The 23,943-nt window shown below is 56.0% G+C and carries 23 protein-coding genes; 18 read left to right on the top strand and 5 right to left on the bottom strand.

Annotation, left to right across the window (positions count from 1 at the left end):
• Positions 1-20: 20 nt before the first annotated feature.
• From B5E56_RS06965 to B5E56_RS06950, 4 genes are all read left to right on the top strand, one after another.
• Entirely contained in the window at positions 21-947 is a 927-nt protein-coding gene (locus tag B5E56_RS06965; protein WP_087389169.1) for a helix-turn-helix domain-containing protein, read from the top strand.
• 124 nt (positions 948-1,071) lie between these two features.
• Positions 1,072-1,383, top strand: a complete 312-nt coding sequence (locus B5E56_RS06960) for an ArsR/SmtB family transcription factor (protein WP_087389168.1) — start codon at positions 1,072-1,074, stop codon at positions 1,381-1,383.
• Between the two features lie 89 nt (positions 1,384-1,472).
• Positions 1,473-2,489, top strand: a complete 1,017-nt coding sequence (locus tag B5E56_RS06955; protein ID WP_087389167.1) for a permease — start codon at positions 1,473-1,475, stop codon at positions 2,487-2,489.
• A 35-nt stretch (positions 2,490-2,524) separates the two neighbouring features.
• The gene (locus tag B5E56_RS06950) at positions 2,525-2,860 is read left to right on the top strand and encodes a thioredoxin family protein (protein WP_087389166.1); all 336 of its coding nucleotides are present in this window, start codon (positions 2,525-2,527) and stop codon (positions 2,858-2,860) included.
• 61 nt (positions 2,861-2,921) lie between these two features.
• On the opposite strand, the gene trxA is transcribed toward B5E56_RS06950, so the two are convergent.
• The 3 genes from trxA to B5E56_RS06935 are packed head-to-tail and all read right to left on the bottom strand — an operon-like array spanning position 2,922 to position 4,416.
• Positions 2,922-3,236 carry a thioredoxin gene (trxA, locus tag B5E56_RS06945; protein ID WP_087389165.1) on the bottom strand — a complete coding sequence of 105 codons (315 nt, stop codon included), beginning with the start codon at positions 3,234-3,236 and terminating at the stop codon, positions 2,922-2,924.
• Positions 3,237-3,262: 26 nt separating this feature from the next.
• Entirely contained in the window at positions 3,263-4,120 is an 858-nt protein-coding gene (locus B5E56_RS06940) for an NAD(P)/FAD-dependent oxidoreductase (RefSeq protein ID WP_087389164.1), read from the bottom strand.
• The gene (locus B5E56_RS06935; protein ID WP_087188541.1) at positions 4,102-4,416 is read right to left on the bottom strand and encodes an ArsR/SmtB family transcription factor; all 315 of its coding nucleotides are present in this window, start codon (positions 4,414-4,416) and stop codon (positions 4,102-4,104) included. Before B5E56_RS06935 ends, B5E56_RS06940 begins: the two co-directional genes overlap by 19 nt.
• A gap of 155 nt (positions 4,417-4,571) precedes the next feature.
• On the opposite strand from B5E56_RS06935, the gene B5E56_RS06930 reads away from it, so the two are divergent.
• The 8 genes from B5E56_RS06930 to guaA all read left to right on the top strand — a co-directional run bounded on the left by B5E56_RS06930 (position 4,572) and on the right by guaA (position 14,772).
• The gene (locus B5E56_RS06930; protein WP_087188540.1) at positions 4,572-4,835 is read left to right on the top strand and encodes a metal-sensing transcriptional repressor; all 264 of its coding nucleotides are present in this window, start codon (positions 4,572-4,574) and stop codon (positions 4,833-4,835) included.
• Between the two features lie 20 nt (positions 4,836-4,855).
• A complete protein-coding gene (locus B5E56_RS06925) occupies positions 4,856-7,375 on the top strand; it encodes a heavy metal translocating P-type ATPase (RefSeq protein ID WP_087389163.1) in 2,520 nt (839 codons plus the stop codon).
• A gap of 225 nt (positions 7,376-7,600) precedes the next feature.
• Positions 7,601-8,836, top strand: a complete 1,236-nt coding sequence (locus tag B5E56_RS06920) for a BMP family lipoprotein (protein ID WP_087188538.1) — start codon at positions 7,601-7,603, stop codon at positions 8,834-8,836.
• A 166-nt stretch (positions 8,837-9,002) separates the two neighbouring features.
• On the top strand, positions 9,003-10,544 hold the full coding sequence (locus tag B5E56_RS06915; RefSeq protein WP_087389162.1) for an ABC transporter ATP-binding protein: 1,542 nt from the start codon (positions 9,003-9,005) through the stop codon (positions 10,542-10,544).
• The gene (locus tag B5E56_RS06910; protein WP_087268789.1) at positions 10,541-11,842 is read left to right on the top strand and encodes an ABC transporter permease; all 1,302 of its coding nucleotides are present in this window, start codon (positions 10,541-10,543) and stop codon (positions 11,840-11,842) included. Before B5E56_RS06915 ends, B5E56_RS06910 begins: the two co-directional genes overlap by 4 nt.
• The gene (locus B5E56_RS06905; protein ID WP_087188535.1) at positions 11,839-12,870 is read left to right on the top strand and encodes an ABC transporter permease; all 1,032 of its coding nucleotides are present in this window, start codon (positions 11,839-11,841) and stop codon (positions 12,868-12,870) included. The genes B5E56_RS06910 and B5E56_RS06905 overlap by 4 nt, the downstream gene beginning before the upstream one ends.
• A 69-nt stretch (positions 12,871-12,939) precedes the next feature.
• Positions 12,940-13,401, top strand: a complete 462-nt coding sequence (locus B5E56_RS06900) for a helix-turn-helix domain-containing protein (protein ID WP_087268792.1) — start codon at positions 12,940-12,942, stop codon at positions 13,399-13,401.
• 81 nt (positions 13,402-13,482) lie between these two features.
• On the top strand, positions 13,483-14,772 hold the full coding sequence (guaA, locus tag B5E56_RS06895; RefSeq protein WP_087268795.1) for a glutamine-hydrolyzing GMP synthase: 1,290 nt from the start codon (positions 13,483-13,485) through the stop codon (positions 14,770-14,772).
• 176 nt (positions 14,773-14,948) lie between these two features.
• Here the strand turns inward: guaA and B5E56_RS06890 are convergent, their stop codons facing one another.
• Entirely contained in the window at positions 14,949-15,506 is a 558-nt protein-coding gene (locus B5E56_RS06890; protein ID WP_087340666.1) for a helix-turn-helix domain-containing protein, read from the bottom strand.
• A gap of 165 nt (positions 15,507-15,671) precedes the next feature.
• Between B5E56_RS06890 and B5E56_RS06885 the strand changes: the two genes are divergently transcribed.
• From B5E56_RS06885 to abc-f, 6 genes are all read left to right on the top strand, one after another.
• A complete protein-coding gene (locus B5E56_RS06885) occupies positions 15,672-15,860 on the top strand; it encodes a MarR family transcriptional regulator (RefSeq protein WP_087340667.1) in 189 nt (62 codons plus the stop codon).
• Positions 15,861-15,873: 13 nt separating this feature from the next.
• Positions 15,874-16,950 (top strand): site-specific integrase, encoded by a 1,077-nt coding sequence (locus B5E56_RS06880; RefSeq protein WP_087340669.1) that lies wholly within the window; start codon positions 15,874-15,876, stop codon positions 16,948-16,950.
• Between the two features lie 3 nt (positions 16,951-16,953).
• The gene (locus B5E56_RS06875) at positions 16,954-17,274 is read left to right on the top strand and encodes a plasmid mobilization protein (protein ID WP_087340671.1); all 321 of its coding nucleotides are present in this window, start codon (positions 16,954-16,956) and stop codon (positions 17,272-17,274) included.
• Between the two features lie 3 nt (positions 17,275-17,277).
• Complete coding sequence (locus B5E56_RS06870) at positions 17,278-18,432, top strand: helicase RepA family protein (RefSeq protein WP_087389161.1); 1,155 nt, start codon at positions 17,278-17,280, stop codon at positions 18,430-18,432.
• 445 nt (positions 18,433-18,877) lie between these two features.
• The gene (locus B5E56_RS06865) at positions 18,878-20,062 is read left to right on the top strand and encodes a plasmid recombination protein (RefSeq protein ID WP_343214237.1); all 1,185 of its coding nucleotides are present in this window, start codon (positions 18,878-18,880) and stop codon (positions 20,060-20,062) included.
• 307 nt (positions 20,063-20,369) lie between these two features.
• Positions 20,370-21,872 carry a ribosomal protection-like ABC-F family protein gene (gene abc-f / locus B5E56_RS06860; RefSeq protein WP_087389160.1) on the top strand — a complete coding sequence of 501 codons (1,503 nt, stop codon included), beginning with the start codon at positions 20,370-20,372 and terminating at the stop codon, positions 21,870-21,872.
• 430 nt (positions 21,873-22,302) lie between these two features.
• On the opposite strand, the gene B5E56_RS06855 is transcribed toward abc-f, so the two are convergent.
• Positions 22,303-23,508 (bottom strand): LuxR C-terminal-related transcriptional regulator, encoded by a 1,206-nt coding sequence (locus B5E56_RS06855; protein ID WP_087389159.1) that lies wholly within the window; start codon positions 23,506-23,508, stop codon positions 22,303-22,305.
• Between the last annotated feature and the right edge of the window lie 435 nt (positions 23,509-23,943).

Here is a 23,943-nt window from a genome sequence, read left to right as displayed (position 1 = left end):
CTTGAGAGGAGGCAGAGACCATGAGTTTTGGGACGAATCTACAATTTCTCCGGGACCGGGCCGGGATGACCCAGGAGGGGCTGGCCGAGGCCCTTCAGGTGTCCCGGCAGTCGGTGAGCAAGTGGGAGTCGGATACCAGTTTTCCAGAAATGGAAAAATTACTGGTGCTGTGTGAGCTGTTCCACACCGACCTGGACACCCTGCTGCGGGGGGATGTGCGGGCCAATTATCAGACCGACGCCGTTGGATACGACCGTTTTATGAACTGGTTCTCCAATTGGATCGCCATGGCGACAGGGCTTATCATCCTGTCGGTGGGGGGCGCGCTGGGGCTCTACGGTGCGGTGGGTATGCCAGAGAATTGGGTGGCGGCGGTGCTCATCTCGGGGATCGCGGTGGCGGTGGCCATCCTGGTGATTGTCGGTATGCGCTATGATCGCTTTGAGAAGGAACACCCGGTCCTTCAGGATTTCTATACCAAAGAGCAGCGGGAGCGGTTCCTGAATCGCTATCCCTTCCTCATCGCTCTGCCTATCGTGGGCTTTTTCCTTGCGGTGGTGTGGCTGATCCTGCTGGGGGACAGTGCGGAGCTGATGGGTGATCGGGCGGAGGCTAAGGTAGCGGCGGTGTTCCTGATCATCATCGCGATTGGCGTGGCGGTGCTGGTATGGGCTGTCCTGCGGAAGGGCAAATATGAGATTGACCAGTGGAACAAGGAGCACGACCCCAGCCCGGAGGCGGTAGCTCAACGGAAGAAGGTGGGCAAGGTGTGCGGGGCCATCATGCTGGCCGCCACCGTGATTTACATGATTCTGGGGTTTGGCTCTATGGCCCTGGAAGGGGACTACGGTGGAAACTGGGGCTGGGCCTGGGGATGGATCGTCTATCCCATTGCCGGTGTGATCTGTGCGCTGGCTTCCCATCTGCTGGGAGAAGAGGATGAGTGAGAATAAGTGCCTGTCTCTGGTGAGATGGGCACTTTTTCTTGCGCCAAAAATAGCTGTTGACAGATGACCATCTATGGAGTATGATCTACACATCGAAAAAATTCGATTGATTGGAGGGGAGACCATGGACCGCCATGCTGAGGACGCCAGAATATTTAAAGCCTTTTGCGACCCCAACCGGCTGAAAATTCTGGAGCTGCTCCGTGGAGGAGAGAAGTGCGCCTGTGTGCTGCTGGAGGATCTGGAGATCAGCCAATCCACCCTTTCCTACCATATGAAGATCCTGTGTGATTCCGGTGTGGTGGTAGGGCATCCAGAGGGAAAGTGGATGCACTATGCCATCAGCGAGGAGGGCGCCCGGCGGGCCCGGGAGCGGCTTCAGGCGCTTACCAACAGCGGGGGCGCTGCTGATACGGGTTGTGCTTGCCGAAAATAAAGCCATCGTTCGGACGGTGGCTTTTCTTATGAACGTCATATCGATATATTTAGAACTATGAATGTATCTGCTGGAAAGGGGATAGTTAGATGGATTTTTTAAGCGCTTTTGGCCGGTTTCTCCAGGACCAGGTCCTGGGTATGCAGTGGCTCAGCGGGTGGATCGGCGCCATACTGGAGGCGCTGGGCCTGAAGCTGGACAGCACTCTGGGCGGCAGTCTGCACTTTTTCATTTACGATACCATCAAAATTTTCATTCTGCTGTCGGTGTTGATTTTTGGCATATCTTATCTGCAAAGCTACTTCCCGCCTGAACGGACCAAGCGCATCCTGGGACGGTTTCACGGGCTTGGGGCCAATACGGTGGCAGCCCTTTTGGGCACGGTGACCCCCTTTTGTTCCTGCTCTTCCATTCCGATTTTTATGGGATTTACCAGTGCCGGACTGCCTGTAGGGGTGACCTTTTCCTTCCTCATCTCCTCGCCCATGGTGGATCTGGGCTCGCTGGTACTGTTGATGAGCATTTTTGGCGCCCGTGTGGCGGTGGTGTATGTGGTGCTGGGCCTGGTGGTGGCGGTGATTGGAGGCACGCTGCTGGAAAAACTGGGAATGGACCGGTATGTGGAGGACTTCATCAAAAATGCACCCAATATTGAGTTGGAAAGGGAGAAGCTGACGCGCCGTGACCGGGCGGCCTACGCCAAAGAGCAGCTGCTCAGCACCATCCGAAAGGTGACGCCCTATATTTTGATCGGGGTGGCCATCGGCGCAGTGATCCACAATATGATCCCCCAGACCTGGGTGGAAACGGCATTGGGCAGCCGTAATCCAGCGGCGGTAATTCTGGCTACCCTGGTGGGGGTACCCATGTACGCCGATATATTTGGTACCATCCCGGTGGCGGAGAGCCTGCTGTTTAAAGGAGCCAGCCTGGGGACCATCCTGTCCTTCATGATGGCGGTGACCACCCTGAGCCTGCCCTCGCTCATTATGCTGAAAAAGGCGGTGAAGCCCCGGCTGCTGGCGGCTTTTATCGGGATCTGCACGGCAGGCATTATTCTGGTGGGTTATTTCTTCAATTTCTTTCAGTATTTTTTTGTAATCTGAGAACCATATCAAATCATTTATGTAGGTAACTTGTAATGGGACTGTTTGGATTTGGCAAGAAGGAAAAGAACAGCTGCTGCTATGCCTGCGGCTGCGGCGGCAGCGCCGCGCCTGAGCAGGCGGAGGCATCCATCCTCATCCTGGGTTCCGGCTGCCAGAACTGCCGGACGCTGGAGGCAAATACCCGGGCGGCGCTGGAGCGGATGGGAGACACACAGTCTACCATCGGCCATGTCACCGACTTCACCCAGATCGCTCAGTACGGGATCATGACTACGCCCGGCCTGGTGGTGGATGGAAAAGTGGTGTCCTATGGTAAGGTGCTCAAGTCGGAGGAAATTGAGGCTCTGCTGAAAAAGGTGCGGGGCTGATCGGCACAACAAAAGGGCTGCCGCCAGATTTGGCGGCAGCCCTTTTGCTGCACGAATGAGATTACAGGTTGGCATCCAGCACGGCGGTGTAGGCCTGGGGAGGCATGACGCCCACCTTGCGGTCAAACTCCTTGCCGTCCTTCAGGAAAATGACGGTGGGGATACTCATGACGCCGAAGCGCATGGCCAGGTCGGGCTCGTCGTCCACGTTGACCTTACCCACCAGGGCCTTGCCCTCGTACTTGCCCGCCAGATCCTCCATCACGGGGGAGAGCATCTTGCAGGGGCCGCACCAGGAAGCCCAGAAATCCACCATGGAGATACCGTTGGAAACCGCCTTGTCGAAGGCATCGTTGGTCAGATGAATGATAGACATAGATAACATCCTTTCTCTGTATCAAATCAATTTGAATTGCTCATGTGGTCTACGTATTCCGCAGCCCGCAGGCCGGCCACCAGACCTTCGCCTACGGCTTTGGATACCTGGAGCGGGAGGCCAGTGCAATCGCCGGCGGCAAAGACGCCGGGTACACTGGTAGCCATGTTCCGGTCTACCTGGATATATCCGCCCTCCAGTGCCAGGCCGGGGAGCAGATCGGCGGGAGCCACCGAGGGGCGGAGGATGAACACACCCTCACAGGGAATGGTGGTGCTGCCGGCCCGAATGGATTCCACCTTGCTGCTGCCGGTGATCTCCACCTTGGGAGCCTTCACATAGGGAATGTCGGGCCGCAGGCCGTCGGGGGCCTTGTCGCTGACGTAGGTGACCTTACATCCCAGCTCCTGGAGGTAGTTGGCCTCCTGAGGGGCGTCGGCGGCTTTACCCACCACAACGACTTCCTTGCCCCGGTAGAGCATTCCGTCGCAGGTGGCGCAGTAGCTGACGCCCCGGCCCAGATACTCCGCCTCGCCGGGATACTTGTTGGCCCACACCACGCCGGTAGCCAGAATGATGGCCCGGGCCTGTTCCATCTCAGAACCGATGCTGAGATAGAATGTGTCGCCCATGGGCATGATATTCAGAACACGGCCCTCTTTTCGTTCGGCTCCCATTTCACGAGCGTGGGCGTGGAACCGATCCAGCAGTTCCTGTCCGCTGGCTTGGGGAAAGCCCAGGTAGTTTTCGATGCGTGGAGTTTTATAGAGGGGATTATCCCGGTCGTCACCGCCCACCACCAGCACCGATTTATTTCGAACCCGTGCCTGGACGGCGGCCGACAGGCCGGCAGGGCCGCTGCCGATTACTGCGATGTCGTACAATGGTATTCCTCCTCACACTCTCCGAACAGAGCGGCAATCACAGCCGCTGTCTGAGGATCGGAGACCTCGTAATAGACCTCGTTGCCTGACCGGGCCGCCTTTACAATACCGGCGGCCTTCAGGCGCATCAGGTGCTGGGAGATGCAGGACTGGGACTGGCCGGTATTGGCCTCCATACAGCCCACGTTGCGGCAGCCGCAGTGGAGCAGGCCCCGGACGATCCGCAGTCGGACGGGATGGGACAGGGCCTTCAGCAGCTCCGCCTTCTCCAGATAGATGGAATCCGTACCTTCCATAGGATCACCTCCCTGTCTTGATCTGTATATTATTATATTCAAATATTCTAATATGTCAACCCCTTTTTTCCTACTTTTTTTCCGGGACTTTTCGACAGGGGAGGTTGACACGACTAACTGATGATGCTATACTACACCCCAGGGGGGTGTCTGATATGATGGCAGACCAGAAAACAGTCCTCCGGCTGCTGCGTACCGCCCGGGGACAGATTGACGGAATTATAAAAATGGTGGAAGAGAATCGATATTGTATCGATATCTCCCAGCAGCTTATGGCTACGGAAGCTATTTTGAACCGTACCAATAAAGAGATCCTGGCGGCCCATCTCAAGCACTGCGTTCAGGAGGCGGAAACGCCGGAGGAACGCAGCCAGAAGGTGGATGAGTTTATCGGCACGCTGGGCAAGATTTTAAAGTAGAAAGACGATATGGTGAGACCATGAAGCAAAAGTTCGATGTACAAGGCATGACCTGCGCGGCGTGTTCGGCTCATGTGGAAAAGGCTGTGTGCAAAGTGGCCGGCGTGGACGGGGTCAATGTGAATCTGCTGGGCAACTCCATGGTGGTGGACTACGACGAGGGTGCCACCGATGCCGGGCAGATCATCCACGCGGTGGAGGAGGCGGGCTACGGAGCCTCCCTCCCGGCAGTCAAAGGAGTGACGGCCCAGCCTAAGCAGGTCAATAGGATGGAGGAAGAGGCCGCCGGTATGAAGCGGCGGTTTTTGACCTCCCTCATTTTCCTGGTGCCTCTCTTCTATATCGCCATGGGCCACATGATGGGCTGGCCTCTGCCCGCCTTTTTCCACGATCCGGGCAACGTGTTTGTGGTGGCTCTGATTCAGTTCCTGCTCACTCTGCCTATTATGTATATCAATGATAAATACTATAAGGTGGGCTTTAAAACCCTGTGGCACCGCTCGCCTAACATGGATTCCCTGATTGCCCTGGGATCCTCCGCTGCCGTGATCTACGGCGTGGCCGCCCTGTTCCAGATCGCTTGGGGCCTGGGCCACGGAGATCAGGCCCGGGTGGACAAGTGGTCCATGGATCTGTACTTTGAGTCAGCCGGTATGATCCTTACCCTCATTACCCTGGGCAAGTGGCTGGAGACCCGGTCCAAAGGCAAGACCAGTCAGGCCATTACCCGGCTGATGGATCTGGCCCCTAAAACTGCCGCGGTTCTGCGGAATGGGGCAGAGGTGGAGATCCCGGTGGAAGAGGTAACGATGGGCGACCTGGTGGTGGTGCGTCCCGGCGGCCGCATCCCGGTGGACGGGATCGTGGTGGAAGGGAACTCCTCGGTGGACGAGTCCGCCCTCACCGGCGAGTCCCTGCCGGTGGAGAAAGGGGTCGGCGACCAGGTAGCCGCCGCTACCATCAATAAATCCGGTTACTTTGTGTTCCGGGCCACCCGGGTAGGGGAGGACACCACCCTGGCCCAGATGATCAAATTGGTGGAGGAGGCCTCTGCCTCCAAGGCACCCATTGCCAAACTGGCCGACAAGGTGGCCGGGGTCTTTGTGCCCGTGGTGATTGGCATTGCTCTGGTGACGGCGGTGGTGTGGTTTGTCCTCACCCAGTCCATCGAGTCTGCCCTCACCGCCGGAGTGGCGGTGCTGGTGATCTCCTGCCCCTGCGCCCTGGGCCTGGCCACTCCGGTGGCTATCATGGTGGGTACCGGCAAAGGGGCGGAAAACGGCATCCTCATCAAATCCGCCGAGGCGTTGGAAACCCTCCACACGGTCCGTACCGTGGTGGTGGACAAGACAGGCACCCTGACTCAGGGAAAACCGGCGGTCACCGACTGCATCCCAGCGGAGGGGGTGACGGAGGAGGAACTGCTGTGCGTAGCGGCCTCTCTGGAGAAGCCCTCTGAGCACCCGCTGGCTGATGCCATCCTGACCGAGGCGGAGAAGCGAAACATTCCTCTGGCTCCCATCCAGGACTTTCAGGCCCTGTCCGGCCGGGGGGTCCGGGGTACCCTCCACGGCGCTTCTGTGCTGGCGGGCAACCGGGCCATGCTGGAGGAGGCGGGCATTTCCCTGGAGGGCTTTGGCGACAGGGGAGAGGCCCTGGCCCAAAACGGCAAGACCCCGCTGTACTTTGCCGAACATGGTAAGGTGTTGGGGATTGTAGCTGTGGCCGATCCTCCCAAACCCACCAGTGCCGCAGCCATCCGGGGCTTCCGGGAACTGGGCATCGACGTGGTCATGCTCACCGGCGACAACCGGCGTACCGCCGAGGCGGTAGGCCGGGAGCTGGGGGTTACTCAGGTGATTGCTGAGGTGCTGCCCCAGGATAAGGAGAAGGTGGTGGCCGAGCTCCAGGCCCAGGGGAAGCGGGTGGCCATGATTGGCGACGGCATCAACGATGCCCCCGCGCTGGCCCGGGCCGATGTGGGTATGGCCATCGGGGCGGGCACCGATGTGGCCATCGAGTCGGCCGACGTGGTGCTGATGAAGAGCGACCTGCTGGACGCGGTCACCGCCGTGCGCCTTTCCAAAAAGGTGATTCGCAATATCAAGGAGAACCTGTTCTGGGCCTTTATTTATAACATCATCGGCATCCCGCTGGCCGCTGGGGTATGGTTCCCCATCACCGGCTGGCAGCTCTCTCCCATGTTCGGCGCCGCTGCTATGAGCCTCAGCTCGGTGTGTGTGGTGTCCAACGCCCTGCGTCTGAAGCTTTTCCGGCCCCTCCATCCCGAGGCGCCGGCGGAGCAAATTGAAACACAGAAAGGAACGAGTACCATGACCAAGACTATGACCATCAACGGAATGATGTGCGCTCACTGCCAGGCCCATGTGGAGAAGGCCCTTAACGCAATCGACGGTGTGACCGCCACTGTGGATCTGGCCGCCAAGACCGCCACCGTTACTCTGAGTAAGGATGTGGCAGATGAGGTATTGAAGAACGCTGTTACGGAAGCAGGCTACGAAGTGGTCTCCATTGAGTGACAAATTATGGCAAAGGAGCGGCGGAAGGCCGCTCCTTTGCCGTTTTTACTGGGAGAGGTAGGAAAACAGCGTTGAGAATTTGTAAAAATTGAATGGTTTGTGTAAATTGTAGGTTGCCCTTTTTTCGGGAACAGAGTATAATAAGACCAAGCTCAGGGAGGAGAAACAACGCCGTTGCAGACCGACCTGGGCGATTTGTGTGATATGAAAGGAAGGTAGATCACATTGAAGAAGTCTAAGAAGCTCCTTGCGCTGCTGCTCTCTCTTGCGATGATCGTGGGCCTGGCAGCCTGTGGCGGTGGTGGCGGTACCACCGAGACCCCCAGCGGCAACAGTGAGACTCCCGGCAACGTGGAGACTACCCCCGGCAACAGCGAGACCCCCGGCGGCGAGGCTGCCACCGATCCAGACTCCATTTCCGACACCATGACCTCTGAGGACGGCAAGTTCCAGGTGGCCTTCGTCACCGACGTGGGCCAGCTGAAGGACAAGTCCTTCAACCAGGGCACCTTCGACGGCGTGAAGCTGTATGCCGCCGCCAACGGCCTGTCCTACAAGTACTATCAGCCCGCCAACGCCAACGAGGCTACCGACGATGACCGCTACGACGCCATGAAGGCTGCCGTGGACGGCGGCGCCGAAGTGGTCGTGTGCGCCGGCTTCCTGCAGGAGGCCGCCCTGCGCAAGGCCGCCATTGACTTCCCCGAAGTTCCCTTCGTGTTCATCGACGGCTATCCTCTGACCGAGGATCCCGAGAATCCCGACAGCCCCATCTTGACCAACGTGGCCGCTATTGCCTTTAAGGAAGAGCAGGCTGGTTACCTGGCCGGCTACGCCGCTGTGAAGGACGGCTTCACCAAGCTGGGCTTCTCCGGCGGCGGCGGCGGCACCAACCCTGCCTGCTGCCGTTTCGGCTACGGCTATGTCCAGGGCGCCAATGACGCCGCCAAGGAACTGGGCACCACTGTTGAGATGAACTACTCCTGGCAGTACGGCGCTACCTTCTCCGGCTCCACTGAGCTGCAGACCATGATCAGCGGTTGGTATGCCAACGGTACTGAGATCGTCTTTGCCTGCGGCGGTTCTATGTTCCAGTCCATCGCCGCTGCCGCCTCCGCTAATGACAAGTACGTCATCGGCGTGGACGTGGATCAGTCCGGCGAGTCTGATTACGTTGTTACCTCCGCCATGAAGGGCCTGTCCGACGCTGTGCAGTGGGCCGTGGGCCACGTCTATGACGGCACCTTCAGCGAGATCGGCGGCGTTGCCACTTCTCTGGGCGTGGAGAACAACTCTGTGGCTCTGCCCACCGCTGACAGCTCCTGGCGGTTCGAGACCTTCACCGTTGAGGAGTACGAGGCTCTGTATCAGCAGATGCTGGACGGCTCCCTGGTGGTGGATGCCGACTATGAGAAGCTGGAGTCTACCGATTGGAGCAACCTGACTCTGAACGTCATCTGATTATCAGTCCATCCGGAGGGCGCCCTGCGGAATTCCGCAGGGCGCTCTTTCTTTTTCCGCAGAAGGAGACTCAGAAATTGGAGAATAGAACAAATTTCTTGAGTTTCTCCTACCGATATTGTATAATAAAAACAACCAACTCACGGAGGAGGGCGGGATAAGGATTATGGAGACTGAGAACATCATTGAGATGCTCCACATTACCAAGGAATTTCCTGGTATCATCGCCAACGACGACATCACCCTCCAGCTGCGCAGAGGAGAGATCCATGCGCTGCTGGGCGAAAACGGCGCGGGAAAATCGACTCTGATGAGCGTGCTTTTCGGCCTGTATCAGCCGGAGGCAGGAGAGATCCGCAAAAATGGCGAGAAAGTAAAGATCAATAACCCCAACGACGCTACGGCGTTGGGCATCGGCATGGTGCACCAGCACTTCAAGCTGATCGATGTATTTACGGTGCTGGACAATATCATTCTGGGCGCGGAGACCACTAAGCTGGGCTTCCTGCAGAAGAAAGAGGCCCGGAAAAAGGTGGAGGAGATCTCCAAGAAATACGGCCTGAGCGTGGATCTGGACGCCAAGGTGGAGGATATCACGGTCGGTATGCAGCAGCGGGTAGAGATTCTGAAAATGCTCTACCGGGACAATGAGATCCTCATTTTTGACGAGCCTACCGCCGTGCTGACTCCCCAGGAGATCGACGAGCTGATGGCCACCATGCGTGAGTTTGCCAAGGAGGGGAAGAGCATCCTCTTCATCTCCCACAAGCTGAACGAGATCATGGCGGTGGCCGATCGGGTCACCGTACTGCGCAAGGGCAAATATGTGGGCACGGTGGATACCAAAGACACCGACAAGCAGTCCCTTTCCAATATGATGGTGGGCCGGCCGGTTCAGCTTCAGGTGGAAAAGACGCCTGCCACGCCCGGCGAGGTGGTGCTTTCTGTCGAGGGGATGACAGTGCCCTCTCATACCCATAAGCGCAATGCGGTCAATGACGTATCTTTCCAGGTCCGCAAGGGTGAAATTGTATGTATTGCGGGCATCGACGGCAACGGCCAGAGCGAACTGGTATACGGCCTTGCCGGTTTGGAGAAGTGCAGCGGCGGTTCCATCCAGCTGTGCGGAAAGGAAATCAGTCACTGCTCCATTCATCAGCGCGGGGAGAACATGAGCCACATTCCTGAGGACCGGCATAAGCACGGCCTGGTTCTGGACTTTACCCTGGAGCAGAACATGGTACTTCAGCGGTTCCGGGAGCCCAGATTCCAGCACCTGGGATTTATCAAGAGAGGCGAGGTACGCAAGTATGCCGAGGCCCTGATTGAGCAGTATGATGTGCGTTCCGGCCAGGGACCGGTGACCATTGCCCGGTCTATGTCGGGCGGTAACCAGCAGAAGGCCATCATTGCCCGGGAAGTGGATCGGGACAAGCCCCTGCTGATTGCGGTGCAGCCCACCCGCGGCCTGGACGTGGGCGCCATCGAGTATATCCACAAGCAGCTGGTGGCTGAGCGGGACAAGGGCCGTGCTGTGTTGTTGGTCTCCCTGGAGCTGGACGAGGTTATGAGTCTTTCCGACCGCATCCTGGTTATGTACGAGGGTGAGATCGTGGGTGAGCTTGACCCGAAGACCATCACCGTCCAGGAGCTGGGCCTCTATATGGCCGGCGCCAAGCGGACAGAGAAGGAGGGGAAAGGCGCGTGAAAGAGAGAGGTTCCACCTTACTACAAAAAGAGGGTACCAAATCGGTGCTGGCTTCGCTGATCGCCATCCTCATCGGCCTGGCAGTGGGCGCCATCATCATCCTGATCGTCGGTATCTTCAACCCCAGCTTGGGGATTAAGGGTGCGCTGGAGGGCGTTCAGCTGGTATTCGGCGGCCTGTTCAGCACCGGACGCAGCGCGGCTGGTGCCCTTACGTTCGGATTTAACTCCACCAACATGGGCAATATGCTCTTCCGGGCTACGCCTCTGATCCTCACCGGTCTCTCGGTGGCAGTGGCCTTCAAGACCGGCCTGTTCAACATCGGTGCACCCGGTCAGTATCTGATGGGTACGGCGGCCACTTTGATCCTGGCCCTGTCCATCCCCACCAGCGTGGTGCCTGCTCCCCTGGTGTGGGTGATCGCTTTTGTGGGCGGATGCCTGGCTGGCGCCATCTGGGGTTGTATCCCCGGCCTGGTCAAGGCCTTCCTCAACATCAATGAGGTGCTGGCCTGTATCATGACCAACTGGATCGCCGCCAACCTGGTAACCTGGCTGTTTGACAACGGCAGCCTGTTTGCCAACCTCCAGAACCATGTGGAGAACACCAAGACGGCCTATATCTATAAGACTTCGTTCAACGGTGTGCAGACGGCCAAGCTGGGGCTGGACAAGATCTTCCCCGGCTCCCAGGTCAACGGCGGCATTGTGGTGGCGATCATCATTGCCATCCTGATCTTTATCCTGATGACCAAGACCACCCTGGGCTATCAGCTGAAGGCCTGTGGCGCCAACCGCCATGCCGCCCGGTATGCGGGTATCGCGGACAAGCGCAATATCGTGCTGTCTATGGCTATTGCCGGCGCTCTGTCTGGTGCTGCTGCCTCCCTGTACTACCTGTCCGGCAACACCGAGTTCTACTGGACTTCGGCCTATCAGTCCCTGCCTGCCATTGGCTTTAACGGTATCCCCGTGGCCCTGCTGGCGGCCAGCCATCCCATCGGCGTGATTTTTGCCGGCTGCTTCATGTCCATGCTGGATATCGTGGGCCTGCAGCTGACCAACCTGACCGCCTACAACGAGTATATCACCGATGTAATCATTGCCATCATCGTCTACCTCAGCGCTTTCTCTCTGGTGATCCGGATGCTCATCAGCGGCCATAAGAAGCGTAAGAATGCCAAGGTGCAGACGGTGGCCGCAACCACAGAGCCGCTTCCGGCGGATACACCGCCGGGCACGCCGCCGGATACGCCCCCGGACAGCGCCGCTGTGGAGGAAGGAGGCGGTGAAGCATGACGTTCCTCATTCAGCAGACTTTGATCTATGCCGTGCCTCTGATGATCGTGGCACTGGCCGGCGTGTTCGCCGAGCGCAGCGGTATCATCAACCTGGCCCTTGAAGGTATTATGATCTTCGGTGCCTTTGCTGGCGTACTGTTTGTGCGGCTGATGCAGCAGGCTGGCTTCTATGTAGATGCCAAGGCTGCCGGTGACTGGGTAGCCCTCCAGGGCTTTATGATCCTGGCTATGGTAGTTGCCGCGGTGCTGGGCGCCATTTTCTCCCTGCTGCTCTCCTTCGCATCTGTGAATCTGAAGGCAGACCAGACCATCGGCGGTACCGCTCTGAACCTGCTGGCTCCCGCCCTGGTGCTCTTCTTCATCCGCATCGTGGCCAACCAGAACACCCTGCAGATGGCGGAGGGCGACGCGGCCAGCTACTTCATGATCAAAAAGAGCTTCTTTGGATACGGACGCAGCGAGGAGATGGGCTTCTTCGGCTCCACCTTCATTGATAAGACCTATCTGGCCACTTATATCTGCATCATCCTGTTTGTCATCCTGTCCATTCTGCTCTACAAGACCCGCTTTGGTCTGCGGCTGCGCTCCTGCGGTGAAAATCCCCAGGCTGCCGACTCTCTGGGCATCAATGTGTACAAGATGCGCTATGCCGGTACCACCATCTCCGGTGCCCTGGCCGGTATGGGCGGCTTTGTGTACGCCCTTACCACCGCCAACTGTGCCTCCACCGGCGAGGTGGCAGGCTTCGGCTTCCTGGCCCTGGCGGTTATGATCTTCGGTAACTGGAAGCCCCTGAATATCGCCGGTGCAGCCCTGCTGTTCGGCTTGTTCAAATGTATCGCCGCCTCTTACACCAGCATCGATATCAACGGTGACGGTGTGTTTATGCTGGCGGAGATCGGTGTCAGCCCCCATTTGTACCGGATGCTGCCCTACCTGATCACCCTGATCGTACTGGCCTTTACTTCCAAGAAGTCCAGAGCGCCCAAGGCAGAGGGTATTCCCTACGACAAGGGACAGCGGTAAATCACACACAGACGAAAGGGGCCGAATGGCCCCTTTCGTTTTGCATATTGGAAAAAGGAGAGATAAAACATGGTTACGATGGCACAACGGATTGAGGCCCTGCGGGACGAGGCGGGCCTGTCCCGCCCCGCCCTGGCGTCAGCCTTGGGTTTTCCCAAAAACGCCATTGAAAAGTTTGAGACTGGCCGTGCTACCCCAACCAAAGACCAGCAGGAGAAGATGGCGGCCTATTTTGGCGTGTCGCTGTTCTACCTGCGGGGGGAGAGCGGGGATCGTACTCGCCAGGAGGACTGGATGAGCGGCGGCCTGACCGCTGCGGAGGAGGAGCCGGTATATCGCCCCGCGGCGGTCAAGCGGCCCAAGGTGGAGCCGGCATCCAGCGGCGGGGGAGCCACTATGTTGGATGCCCTCTTCTCCACCAAGCAGGCCAAGGACCAGTTCAAGGCCATGGTGCTGGAGGTTCTTCGGTCTCCGGAGGGACAGGAGGTCATTGCCCAGGCAGTGTGGAAGGAGCTGGCCAAACGCCGCTGACAGGTTTCCACAGGCTGGAGAATGTGATATAATGTCAAAAAGCGCCGCCGCCGGCCGCGCATAGAACAGGGAGGTACTGCAATGAAGCAGGACATGATTCTGATCCTGGACCTTGGCAGCAAGGAGAACGCCAAAATTGCCCGAGAGGTTCGGGCGCTGGGTGTTTACAGTGAGATTCATCCCCATGACATTACCCTGGCAGAGGTTCAAGCTTTGCCCAATGTGAAGGGCATCATTCTCAACGGCGGTCCCAACCGGGTGGTGGACGGCGTGGAGATTGACATTTCCAAGGAGATTTATAACTGTGAGCTGCCGGTATTGATGGTCGACCACAAGGGGGATGCCCCCTGGCCTGAGGATGACGAGGCCCGGAAACAGGCCCTGTCCAACTTCGTCTTTGGCGTGTGCGGTGCCGAGGCCAACTGGAATATGGACAACTTCATTGCCGACCAAATCGAGCTGATCCGCCGGCAGGTGGGAGATAAAAAGGTTTTGCTGGCCTTGTCCGGCGGTGTAGACTCCTCGGTGGTGGCCGCCCTGCTTATCAAGGCCATCGGCAAGCAGCTCACTTGCGTTCATGTCAACCACGGCCTGCTTCGCAAGGGCGAGCCGGAGCAGGTGATCCAGGTGTTCCGCCATGAGATGGATGCCAATCTGATCTATGTGGATGCTGTGGACCGGTTCCTGGACAAGCTGGCCGGGGTAGCTGACCCGGAGCAGAAGCGTAAGATCATCGGCGGTGAGTTTATCCGGGTGTTTGAGGAAGAGGCCCGGAAGCTGGAAGGCATCTCCTTCCTGGGCCAGGGCACCATCTATCCCGATATCATTGAGTCGGGTACCAAGACGGTGAAAGCGGTGAAGAGCCACCACAACGTAGGCGGCCTGCCGGAGGACCTGGACTTTGAGCTGGTAGAGCCTCTGAAGATGCTCTTCAAGGACGAGGTGCGTGCCTGCGGCAAGGCCCTGGGCCTGCCCGACAACATGGTCTACCGCCAGCCCTTCCCCGGCCCCGGCCTTGGGGTGCGGTGCCTGGGCGCCATCACCCGGGATCGTCTGGAGGCGGTGCGGGAGTCTGACGCTATCCTGCGGGAGGAGTTCGCCAAAAACGGTCTGGAGGGCAAGGTGTGGCAGTACTTCACTGCCATTCCCGATATCAAGAGCGTTGGTGTCCGGGATGGCAAGCGGGCTGACGAGTGGCCGGTTATCATCCGTGCGGTGAATACGGTGGATGCTATGACCGCCACGGTGGAGGATGTGCCTTTTGCCCTGCTGCAGCACATCACCCACCGGATCACCCATGAGGTGCCGGGCGTCAACCGTGTACTCTATGATCTGACGCCGAAGCCCACGGGAACCATTGAGTGGGAATGACCGTCAAAACGGCGCAAACCCGCATGAATACAGGCTTTTTTGCCCATCGCTGTGGCTCTTGATACTGGATTGATACTATTCGTGTTCGCCCGGTATTCCCAAGAGAATAATCACAAAGGGACAAGCAAAACCGCCCTGCTGAACGACAAATTCAGCAGGGCGGTTTTTTGCTTGTCTTATTTATTTTTCCGCCAGGTGACATAATACTGGCTTTCCTTGCTATCGTCACAGGTGTAAGGCCAGTTGAGTTTCCATTCAAAGTATTCGTCCCTGGTGATCTCCCCAGCGTCAAGTTCCTGCTGGCGCAAAAGCCATTCGTGCATGAACTCGTCCACAAGGCCGTACTGAAAATAAATCCCAACGGGAGGATGGATGGGCCAGTCGTCGTTGTCATTGTAGCGCACGCTGGTATCATCGGAGGCCCCTGTCTTGCTGGGATTGCGGACAAGCTGGAACAGGCGGATAGAGCCTGGGCTGTCCTCGTCCAGCCAAAAAAATGTCCGCATGAAGTCCTCGGCAGAGCCAGGGGCGATGGTGTAGAAGTTCTGGCGGTCTACCCGCAGCGCCTCGGCCATCTTGTCCAGCAGCTCCCGTTTCGGGACACGGTAATTCGTCTCATACTGGGCAATCCGGTTGTCCGCACCCTTTTCCTCCAAACCGATGGCAAGGCCCAATTCCTTTTGCGTCATGCCCCGAAAGGTACGGATTTTCTTGATTTTATCCCCTACGGTCATATCATTCACCGCCTTTGAGGATAGTATAGCGCAAAAAAGCGAACTATGCAAGATATATATTAACAAAAATGCGAAATAAATTCTTGACATTAACATCGGCGTTAATGTATAATGACAATGCGGATATTAACATATTTGCGAAATAAAAATAAGGAGGTGCTGACCATGGAAAAGGAGCTGTTTGTGAGGGCGGAGGAGGTTGCCAGGGAGCTGGGCGTTTCCAAGCCCTACGCCTACAAGCTGGTGCGGGAAATGAACGAGGAACTGAAGAAAAAAGGCTTTCTCACCATTCCCGGACGGGTGAGCAGGCGCTACTTCGAGGAAAAATTCTATGGGCTGCGGGACAGGCAGTAAGGAGGGAACCACAATGCCGGCATACAAAGACAAGGCAAAGGGCACATGGTATGCGTCCTTTTACTACGAGGACTGGACAGGTAAGAAAGTAAAGAAGATGAAACGGGGCTTCCCCACCAAGCGGGAGGCTTTGGAGTGGGAGCGGACATTCCTGCAACAGCAGACCGCCGACCTGGAAATGACCTTTGAAAACTTCGTAGCCGTCTATGTGGCGGACATGAAGGGCCGTATCAAGGAAAACACCTGGGGGACGAAAGAGCATATCCTCTACAAGAAGTTGGTGCCGTACTTCGGCAAGCGGAAGATGTGCGACATTCACTCCAAGGAGATCATCGCCTGGCAGAACGAAATGCTGGGTTACCGGGACAAGAACGGCAAACCCTACTCTCCGGTGTACTTAAAAACGCTGCACAATCAGTTGAGCGCCGTGTTCAACCATGCGGTACGCCACTACAACCTAAAGGTCAATCCCGCTGCCCAGGCGGGCAATATGGGCAAGCCCAAGGGACGTGAAATGCTGTTCTGGACAAAGGCGGAGTACCTGAAATTCGCCGAGGCCATGATGGACAAGCCCCTCTCCTATTACGCCTTTGAAATGCTCTACTGGTGCGGCGTCCGGGAGGGGGAGCTGCTGGCCCTCACCCCCGGTGACTTTGACTTCGAAAAACAGACCGTCACCATCTCCAAGTCCTACCAGCGGATCAAGGGCAAGGATGTCATCACCGACCCCAAGACACCCAAGAGCAACCGGGTCATTCAAATGCCCGCCTTCCTCTGCGAAGAAATGCGGGACTATATCAAGAGCCTGTATGGGGTGAAACCCACCGACCGCATTTTCACGGTGACAAAATCCTACCTCCACCGGGAGATGGACAGGGGGGCGAAAGAGGCCGGGGTCAAGCGGATCAGAATACACGACCTGCGGCACTCCCACATTTCGCTGCTCATTGACATGGGCTTTACGGCCCTGGCAATCGCTGACCGGGTGGGACATGAAAGCATTGATATTACCTACCGCTACGCCCACCTGTTCCCCACCCGGCAGGCGGAGATGGCGGACAAACTGGACATGGAGCGAAAGGGGGCCTAAATCATGTCAGCGAAAAATCTTGACCGACACAACCGCTGGAGAAACAAAACTGTGGCTTTCCGGGTGTCCCCGGAGGAGGACAGGGAAATTGAAACCGCCGTGCGGCTCTCCGGCCTTACCAAGCAGGACTACATCACCCGGCGGCTGCTGTGCCGAGATGTGGTGGTACGGGGCAACCCCAGGGTGTATAAGGCCCTTCGGAACGAGCTGGCCGCCGTTCTGGAAGAACTGGAGCGTATCGAGGCCGGGAATGGCGTGGATGGCGAGCTGCTGGACACCATCCGGCTGATCGCCGCCATCATGGGCGGCATGAGGGAGGATTGATAGATGGATGGATTGAAAACGAAAACGACCGTCCCATATCCGTCTGTTGCAGCAGACGGGGGACAGTCGCTCTCACAAAAACCTAACCAAAGTATAACAGAGGGCATGGCAGAACACAAGCCCCCGGAAAGAGATTTGGAAGAAATCATGCGGCAGATAAGCCGGGTCAACGACCCGGCCTATCTGCCTACCGTGTCTATGAATGACCTCTACGAGCAGGTGTACCCTGGCAGACCTCCTGTGATAGACGGTCTGCTCTATGCGGGGACATATCTCTTTGTGGGCGCTCCCAAGGTGGGCAAGTCCTTTCTCATGGCCCAGCTTGCCTATCATGTGAGTATGGGCCTTTCCCTGTGGGGGTATGAGGTGCGCCAGGGGACAGTCCTCTATCTGGCCCTGGAGGACGATCACCGCCGCTTACAGGAGCGGTTGTACCGGATGTTTGGGGTAGAGAGTACCGGAAACCTGTTCTTTGCCATCGGAGCCAAGCAGCTCGGCGGTGGCCTGGAGGAGCAGTTAAAGGGCTTTGTCCGGGAACACCCGGACACCCGGCTTATTATCATCGACACCCTGCAAAAAGTACGGGAGGAGGACGGCGGAAAGTACAGCTATGCCAACGACTACGAGGTAATTACCAAACTGAAACGGTTTGCCGATGGAAACGGGGTCTGCCTCCTGGTGGTACACCACACCCGCAAGCAGCAGGCCGATGATAAGTTTGATATGATCTCCGGCACCAACGGCTTATTGGGTGCGGCAGACGGGGCCTTCCTGCTCCAAAAGGAGCGGCGGACAGACAACGCCGCCACCCTGGACATTTCCGGGCGGGATCAGCAAGACCAGCGCCTCTACCTCAAACGGGACGAGGAACGGCTTGTGTGGGAGCTGGAGCGGCGGGAAACGGAGCTGCGGCAGGAGCCGCCTGACCCGGTGTTGGAGGCTGTTGCCGCCCTGGTGACGGCGGAACGGCCAGAGTGGAGAGGGACGGCCACGGAACTTGTCACCGCCCTGGAGCTGGATATGAAACCCAATGCCCTGGCTATGCGGCTGAATGTCCGGGCATGGCGGCTGTCCTATGAGTACCATATCCGCTATGAAAGCGCCCGAACCCATGCCGGACGGAGTATCAGCCTTACGCTGGAGGAACCCCAGGCGTGACGACCGTGACGGCTGTGACAGCTTTTTGGAGTGCGGAGGCGGTGTGCAAAACATCGTCACGGTCGTCACGGCTGTCACGGGGAGCGGGGGCGAAAGTCAAGGGGGCATACCTGCGGGTGGAGATTGCCGCAAGGCAATACAACCCGTACCCCTTGACTTTCACCCCACGGAAAACACTTGCCGGGCGGTGGAAAGGCCCCTGGCCTTTCCACCCTGCCCAACGGCGAGTGACAAAGTTTAGGCGGGGTGCAGGGTGCCCTTTTCAAAGGGCGGCCCTGCTGGGGGAGGCAACCGCAGTTGCCGGGGGCAAAGCCCCCACACCACCCCGTAGGGCGCAAATGCGCTTTTGATGGCCGTAAGGCTGTCAAAAGTGCTTTTGCGTTACTTTCGCAGAAAGTAACAAAGGCCCGCCGCTTGCGCGGCGGAAAAGGAAGGAGGGATTGATTTGAAAAGGACGATCAGCGCCATGGTGGGCCAAGGATCAGTGAACCATAACAGCAGAAAATTCCACGCCAAGAACACCGATCCGGAACGCTCCCATTTGAATGTCACCTACTGCCAGGAGAATATCAAGACGGTGTACCATGAACTCTTTGACGAGGCTCTGGAGCGCTACAACGCTAAACAGACCAGGGCCGACAGAAGGATTGAGGATTACTATGAGAAAATCCGCTCGGGCAAGCAGGAAAAGCCGTTCCACGAAATCATTCTGCAAGTGGGCAATCGAGACGATATGAGCGCCGACAGCGAGGAGGGGCAGCTGGCGGCAGCGGTTTTGGACGAGTACATGAAGGGCTTTCAAGAGCGCAATCCCCAACTCCGGGTGTTCTCCGCCCACCTCCACATGGACGAGGCCACGCCCCATCTGCACATTGACTTTGTTCCGTTTACCACGGGGAGCAAGCGAGGGCTGGACACCAGGGTATCTCTGAAACAGGCGTTAGCGGCCCAGGGGTTCAAGGGCGGCACCAGAGGTGACACGGAGTGGAGCCAGTGGGTGCGCTCGGAAAAGGAGCGGCTTTCCCTGGTTATGGAGCGCCACGGGATTGAGTGGGAGGACAAGGGAACCCATGACAAGCACCTGTCTGTACTGGACTATAAGAAGGAACAGCGGGCAAAGGAGATCGCCGTCCTGGATACAGTCAAGGCGGAGAAAGAAAGCCTAGTAGAGAGCCAGGAACGGCGGCTCAAAGAACTGGCCCCGGCGGTAAAGAACATGGAGCGGTTGGCTGCGGACTTCTCCGCCGACCCGGACGAGATTTTGCCGGAGCCGGGAACGCTGGAAACAGGCCGGGCCTACCGGGAGAAAAAGGCCAAACCCCTGTTGGCCCAAATCGTCAAGGTGCTGCGCTCCCTGTATCTGGCCTATGTGGAGCTGCGAGGGAAATTTGAGCGCCTGCAAGGGGACTATGGCCGGGTGAGGGAGAGCAACGCCCGCCTGTCTGACCGATTGCAGGAGGTAAAGCTGGAGAACAAGGCCCTGCGGCAAGTTTCCGCCGACTATGAGCGGGTCAAGCGGGTCTTTGGCCCGGAGCAAGTGGCGGTAGCAGTACAGGCCGACAAACAACGGGAACAGGCGGAGAGAGGCCGCAAGCGGCCCCGGCGCTCTGTTGATCGGGGGGAGCGGTAAAAGTAAAGGATTTGTTTTTATACTTGATTATTCCATGCGTTTATGATACGCTAATATAAACATTAGAGGTGAGGTGGAAAGATGATTAACTTTTCTTGCAAATAAATTGGAATATACAGTGATACTGTGTTTTACAGTACCATTGTACCCATTGCAAGAAAGTTAAAAGTCTATTCACTCGATTATATCGTAGGCGTATCACTCTTGATAGGGGTGGTACTATTATGCTGTGACGAGCTGCAAGAATTGACTTTCTTGCAGCTCTTATTTTATGTTCTTGATCCCTGGAATAAAGGAGGAATGCGATATGTCGATGATCCGAGTCGAGAACCTTACCTTTGCCTATCCATCCAGCTATGATAACATTTTTGAAAATGTCAATTTTCAAATTGATACAGATTGGAAACTTGGGTTTGTTGGAAGAAACGGTAGAGGGAAAACAACTTTTCTAAATCTCTTGCTTGGAAAGTACGAATACCACGGGAAAATACAAGCCTCTGTGCAATTTGATTACTTTCCATATCCTGTGAACGACAAAAACAGATTAACTACGGATATTCTCTCGGAAGTCTGCCCGCTGGCGGAAGAGTGGGAGCTGTTGAGAGAACTATCCTATCTGGAAGTCCGTGATGATGTACTTTGGAGGCCATTTTTTACGCTTTCCAATGGAGAGCAGACCAAGGTGCTGCTTGCCGCTCTATTTCTGAATGATGGACACTTTTTACTGATTGATGAACCGACAAACCATTTGGATATGAAAGCCAGAGAAACCGTTTCAGCATACCTGAAACGGAAAAAGGGATTTATCTTAGTCTCTCATGATCGCTGTTTTTTAGATGGCTGTGTTGACCATATCCTGTCGATCAATCGGTCAAACATCGAAGTGCAAAGCGGAAATTTTTCTACTTGGTTCACCAACTTCCAGCGTCAACAAGAATTTGAACTCGCTCAAAATGTGAAGCTGAAAAAAAGCATTGATAATATGCAAAAGGCCGCTAAAAGAACTTCTGTCTGGTCAGGCCGAATTGAAGCGTCAAAATATGGGAACGGCCCGGTTGACCGAGGGTATATTGGTCACAAATCTGCCAAAATGATGAAACGCTCAAAGGCTATCGAAGTGCGGCAGCAACGGGCAATCGAGGAAAAGTCCGGCCTTCTCAAAAATTTGGAAACCGTAGAAGATTTGAAAATCGCTCCGCTTCTCTATTTTTCAGATACCTTAGTGACTTTCTCTGATGTTGTACCAATTTTTGACGGAAAAGATGTTTGCCAGCCAATCTCGTTTACAGTAAAGCGGGGAGAACGCATTGCCCTTGATGGGAAAAATGGTTCTGGAAAAACGAGCATTCTCAAGCTACTGGTCGGGCAACAAATAGAACATCGTGGGACGGTTGCAATGGGTTCTGGCATGATATTGTCCTATGTACCTCAAGATACTTCCATGCTGAACGGTTCGTTATCAGAGTTTGCGGAAGCCAATCGTATTGATGAAAGTTTGTTTAAGGCAATCTTACGGAAAATGGATTTTTCACGAATACAGTTTGAAAAGAAAATGGAAGATTTTTCAGCGGGACAAAAGAAAAAAGTGTTGATAGCAAAAAGCCTTTGTGAACAAGCACATCTGTATGTGTGGGATGAACCTCTTAACTATATTGACATCTATTCCCGAATGCAAATTGAAAATCTGATTAGGGAATTTTCTCCTACAATGATCTTCGTAGAACATGATCTTGCTTTCAGAAATACGATTGCTACAAAAACAGTATATATTGAAAGCACTCCCGGTCAAAGCTGTCAATGGTCAAGATGAACGGCGCATTTCATGCGCCGCCATTGACAGCCCTGCCCGGTCTTGCTCTGCGGTTATCAAGGCAGGCAAGCCCCAGGGGTGCTTGCCTGCCTCCTTTGATTTTGAGTGGAGGTCAGTGGCCGAAATTGGCCTCAAATTGAGGCCAATTTCGACAGGTACTTGCAAAGCCCGGAACTCTTGCAAACTCTGGTTTTCTGTGATACTATTTTGATACTAAGAAAACGAGGTGTCCCAAATAGCAGGTGAAATATTAACATATTTGCGAAAGTTTTTCCTGTAAAACCACCTCAAATACGCCCCCATATATTTGAATTTGCCGAGTGGGAGTAAAAATGCAGATATACAAAAAGACCTTAAAGGCGGAGGACTTTAAGGTCTTTTTATATGCCCAAAGATTTAATGGCACCGGGCAAAATACCCGCAAGTATTTTTATCGGAGCATGTATTTTTTCAGATCCTGGCGGTTGTTGATGTTCAGCTTTTGCAGGGCAGTGGAGATGTGCCGTTTGACGGTGTTGGGGGAGATGTTCATATGGGCGCTGATCTCCTGGTTTGTCCAACCCCTGGCCGCCAGCATAGCCGCTGCAAACTCCGTTGTGGTCAGGTTGTCGGCTACGTCGTGACCCGTGTCCGGGTTATGAATCTTACGCCAGCCGGCAGAAAACCGGTAAGTAATCGCAATGATCCGCTTGAAATCTTCCGGCCACTCCTTCTTGATCACTGCCTCCAGCATCCCGCCCAGCAGCCCGTGGTGTTCGCCAAACCCTTCGATCAAATCATCTGGCCGGGCCAGTTCCCAGGCTGACAGGAGATGGGCCTTGGCCCGCTCCGCTTGTTTCAGACTCATGTAATCCATTACTGCCACCAGATGCAGATAAATAGCGGGAATGGGATAATCTCCTCCTTGCATGGCAAGGGTAGCCTCTACCACGCCGGCGCTCTTCTCATATTCTCCCTGCAAATAGAGGTAGTGGGCCTCTACATACAGAGCAAACGCCCGAAGACCCGGCGGCAGCAGAGGCAGAAATTCGCGGGTCGGCGGCAGGCTCTCAGGCAGTGGAAGGTGAAGCAGCACGGCTGCCACCGCAGCCACAAAGGCAGATGCGGCCCGAAGCTGGGGCATTTTCTCTGAGCCGGCAATCAGAGCCTTGTTGACCTCTGAAAGAGCAAACCTGGCACGCTGAATCTGTCCGATGGAGAGATTTGCGTAGGCATAAAGCACGCAGGCAGAAAGTCGGGCCCCCATATCCGGGCTGGTCAGATAAAGCTGTACTTCCCGTACAGCCAATTCCGGTTGCCCGCTGAAATAATAATACTCGGCCATCGCGATCTTCTTCTGGGTCCCGTCGTTCATTGCCTCGATGCACTTTGCGCAGTGGCCGGGAAGAAAGGCGGTATTCATCAGGGGCAGCAGATTAGGTGCCCACACGCGGTTTGTCGGAGCCGATGCGTTCACCGGCTCTTGCTTCTTTTGCTTTCTGGGATCCGATGGTTTTTTGGCATCAGCGGGGATTACCCAGGAACCGCCGATCTTTCTGGCACCCTCGATGCGTCCGTCTGCGCAAAACTGATTGACGCGGCGTTCCGATACGCCCCACTGTTCCGCAGCCTCTCGTATAGATAGATAGTCTGTCATGTCCACACCACCCCTTAACGAGTAACCCGGGTGACAACTACGGTGCGGCAGTTATGCCTCTCGCCCGAATTGCTATTACATCCTTTCCCAAATTATTATAGCACATATACCGCATAACTGAAGTACAAATTTCTCTGTCTGACAAGTATTGCGGGAACGTATATAAGTGTACAAACCTACGAATATTCGTAGATTAAAGGTACAGAGTATCATTTTATTTCTGAGGCCCGCACGTTTGAGGCTAAAAATGGGGAAGAGGATTGTCACCCATGCAGGAATGTTTTTGTGTTCGGGAACCCGGACACAGGGCGAGTTGTCATAGCGGGTCGACCTGTTTGAGGCCAATAATGATCCGCTGTGAGCCGGGGCGCCCCATAATGTGTACTATTGTGCTGGGTAATCCTCACCTGGCCGGGTATTTCGGCTTTCACCGCC

The organism is Flavonifractor sp. An112 (assembly GCF_002161085.1).
GTDB lineage: Bacteria > Bacillota > Clostridia > Oscillospirales > Oscillospiraceae > Flavonifractor > Flavonifractor avicola.
This window is presented reverse-complemented; position numbering and strand designations above follow the sequence as displayed.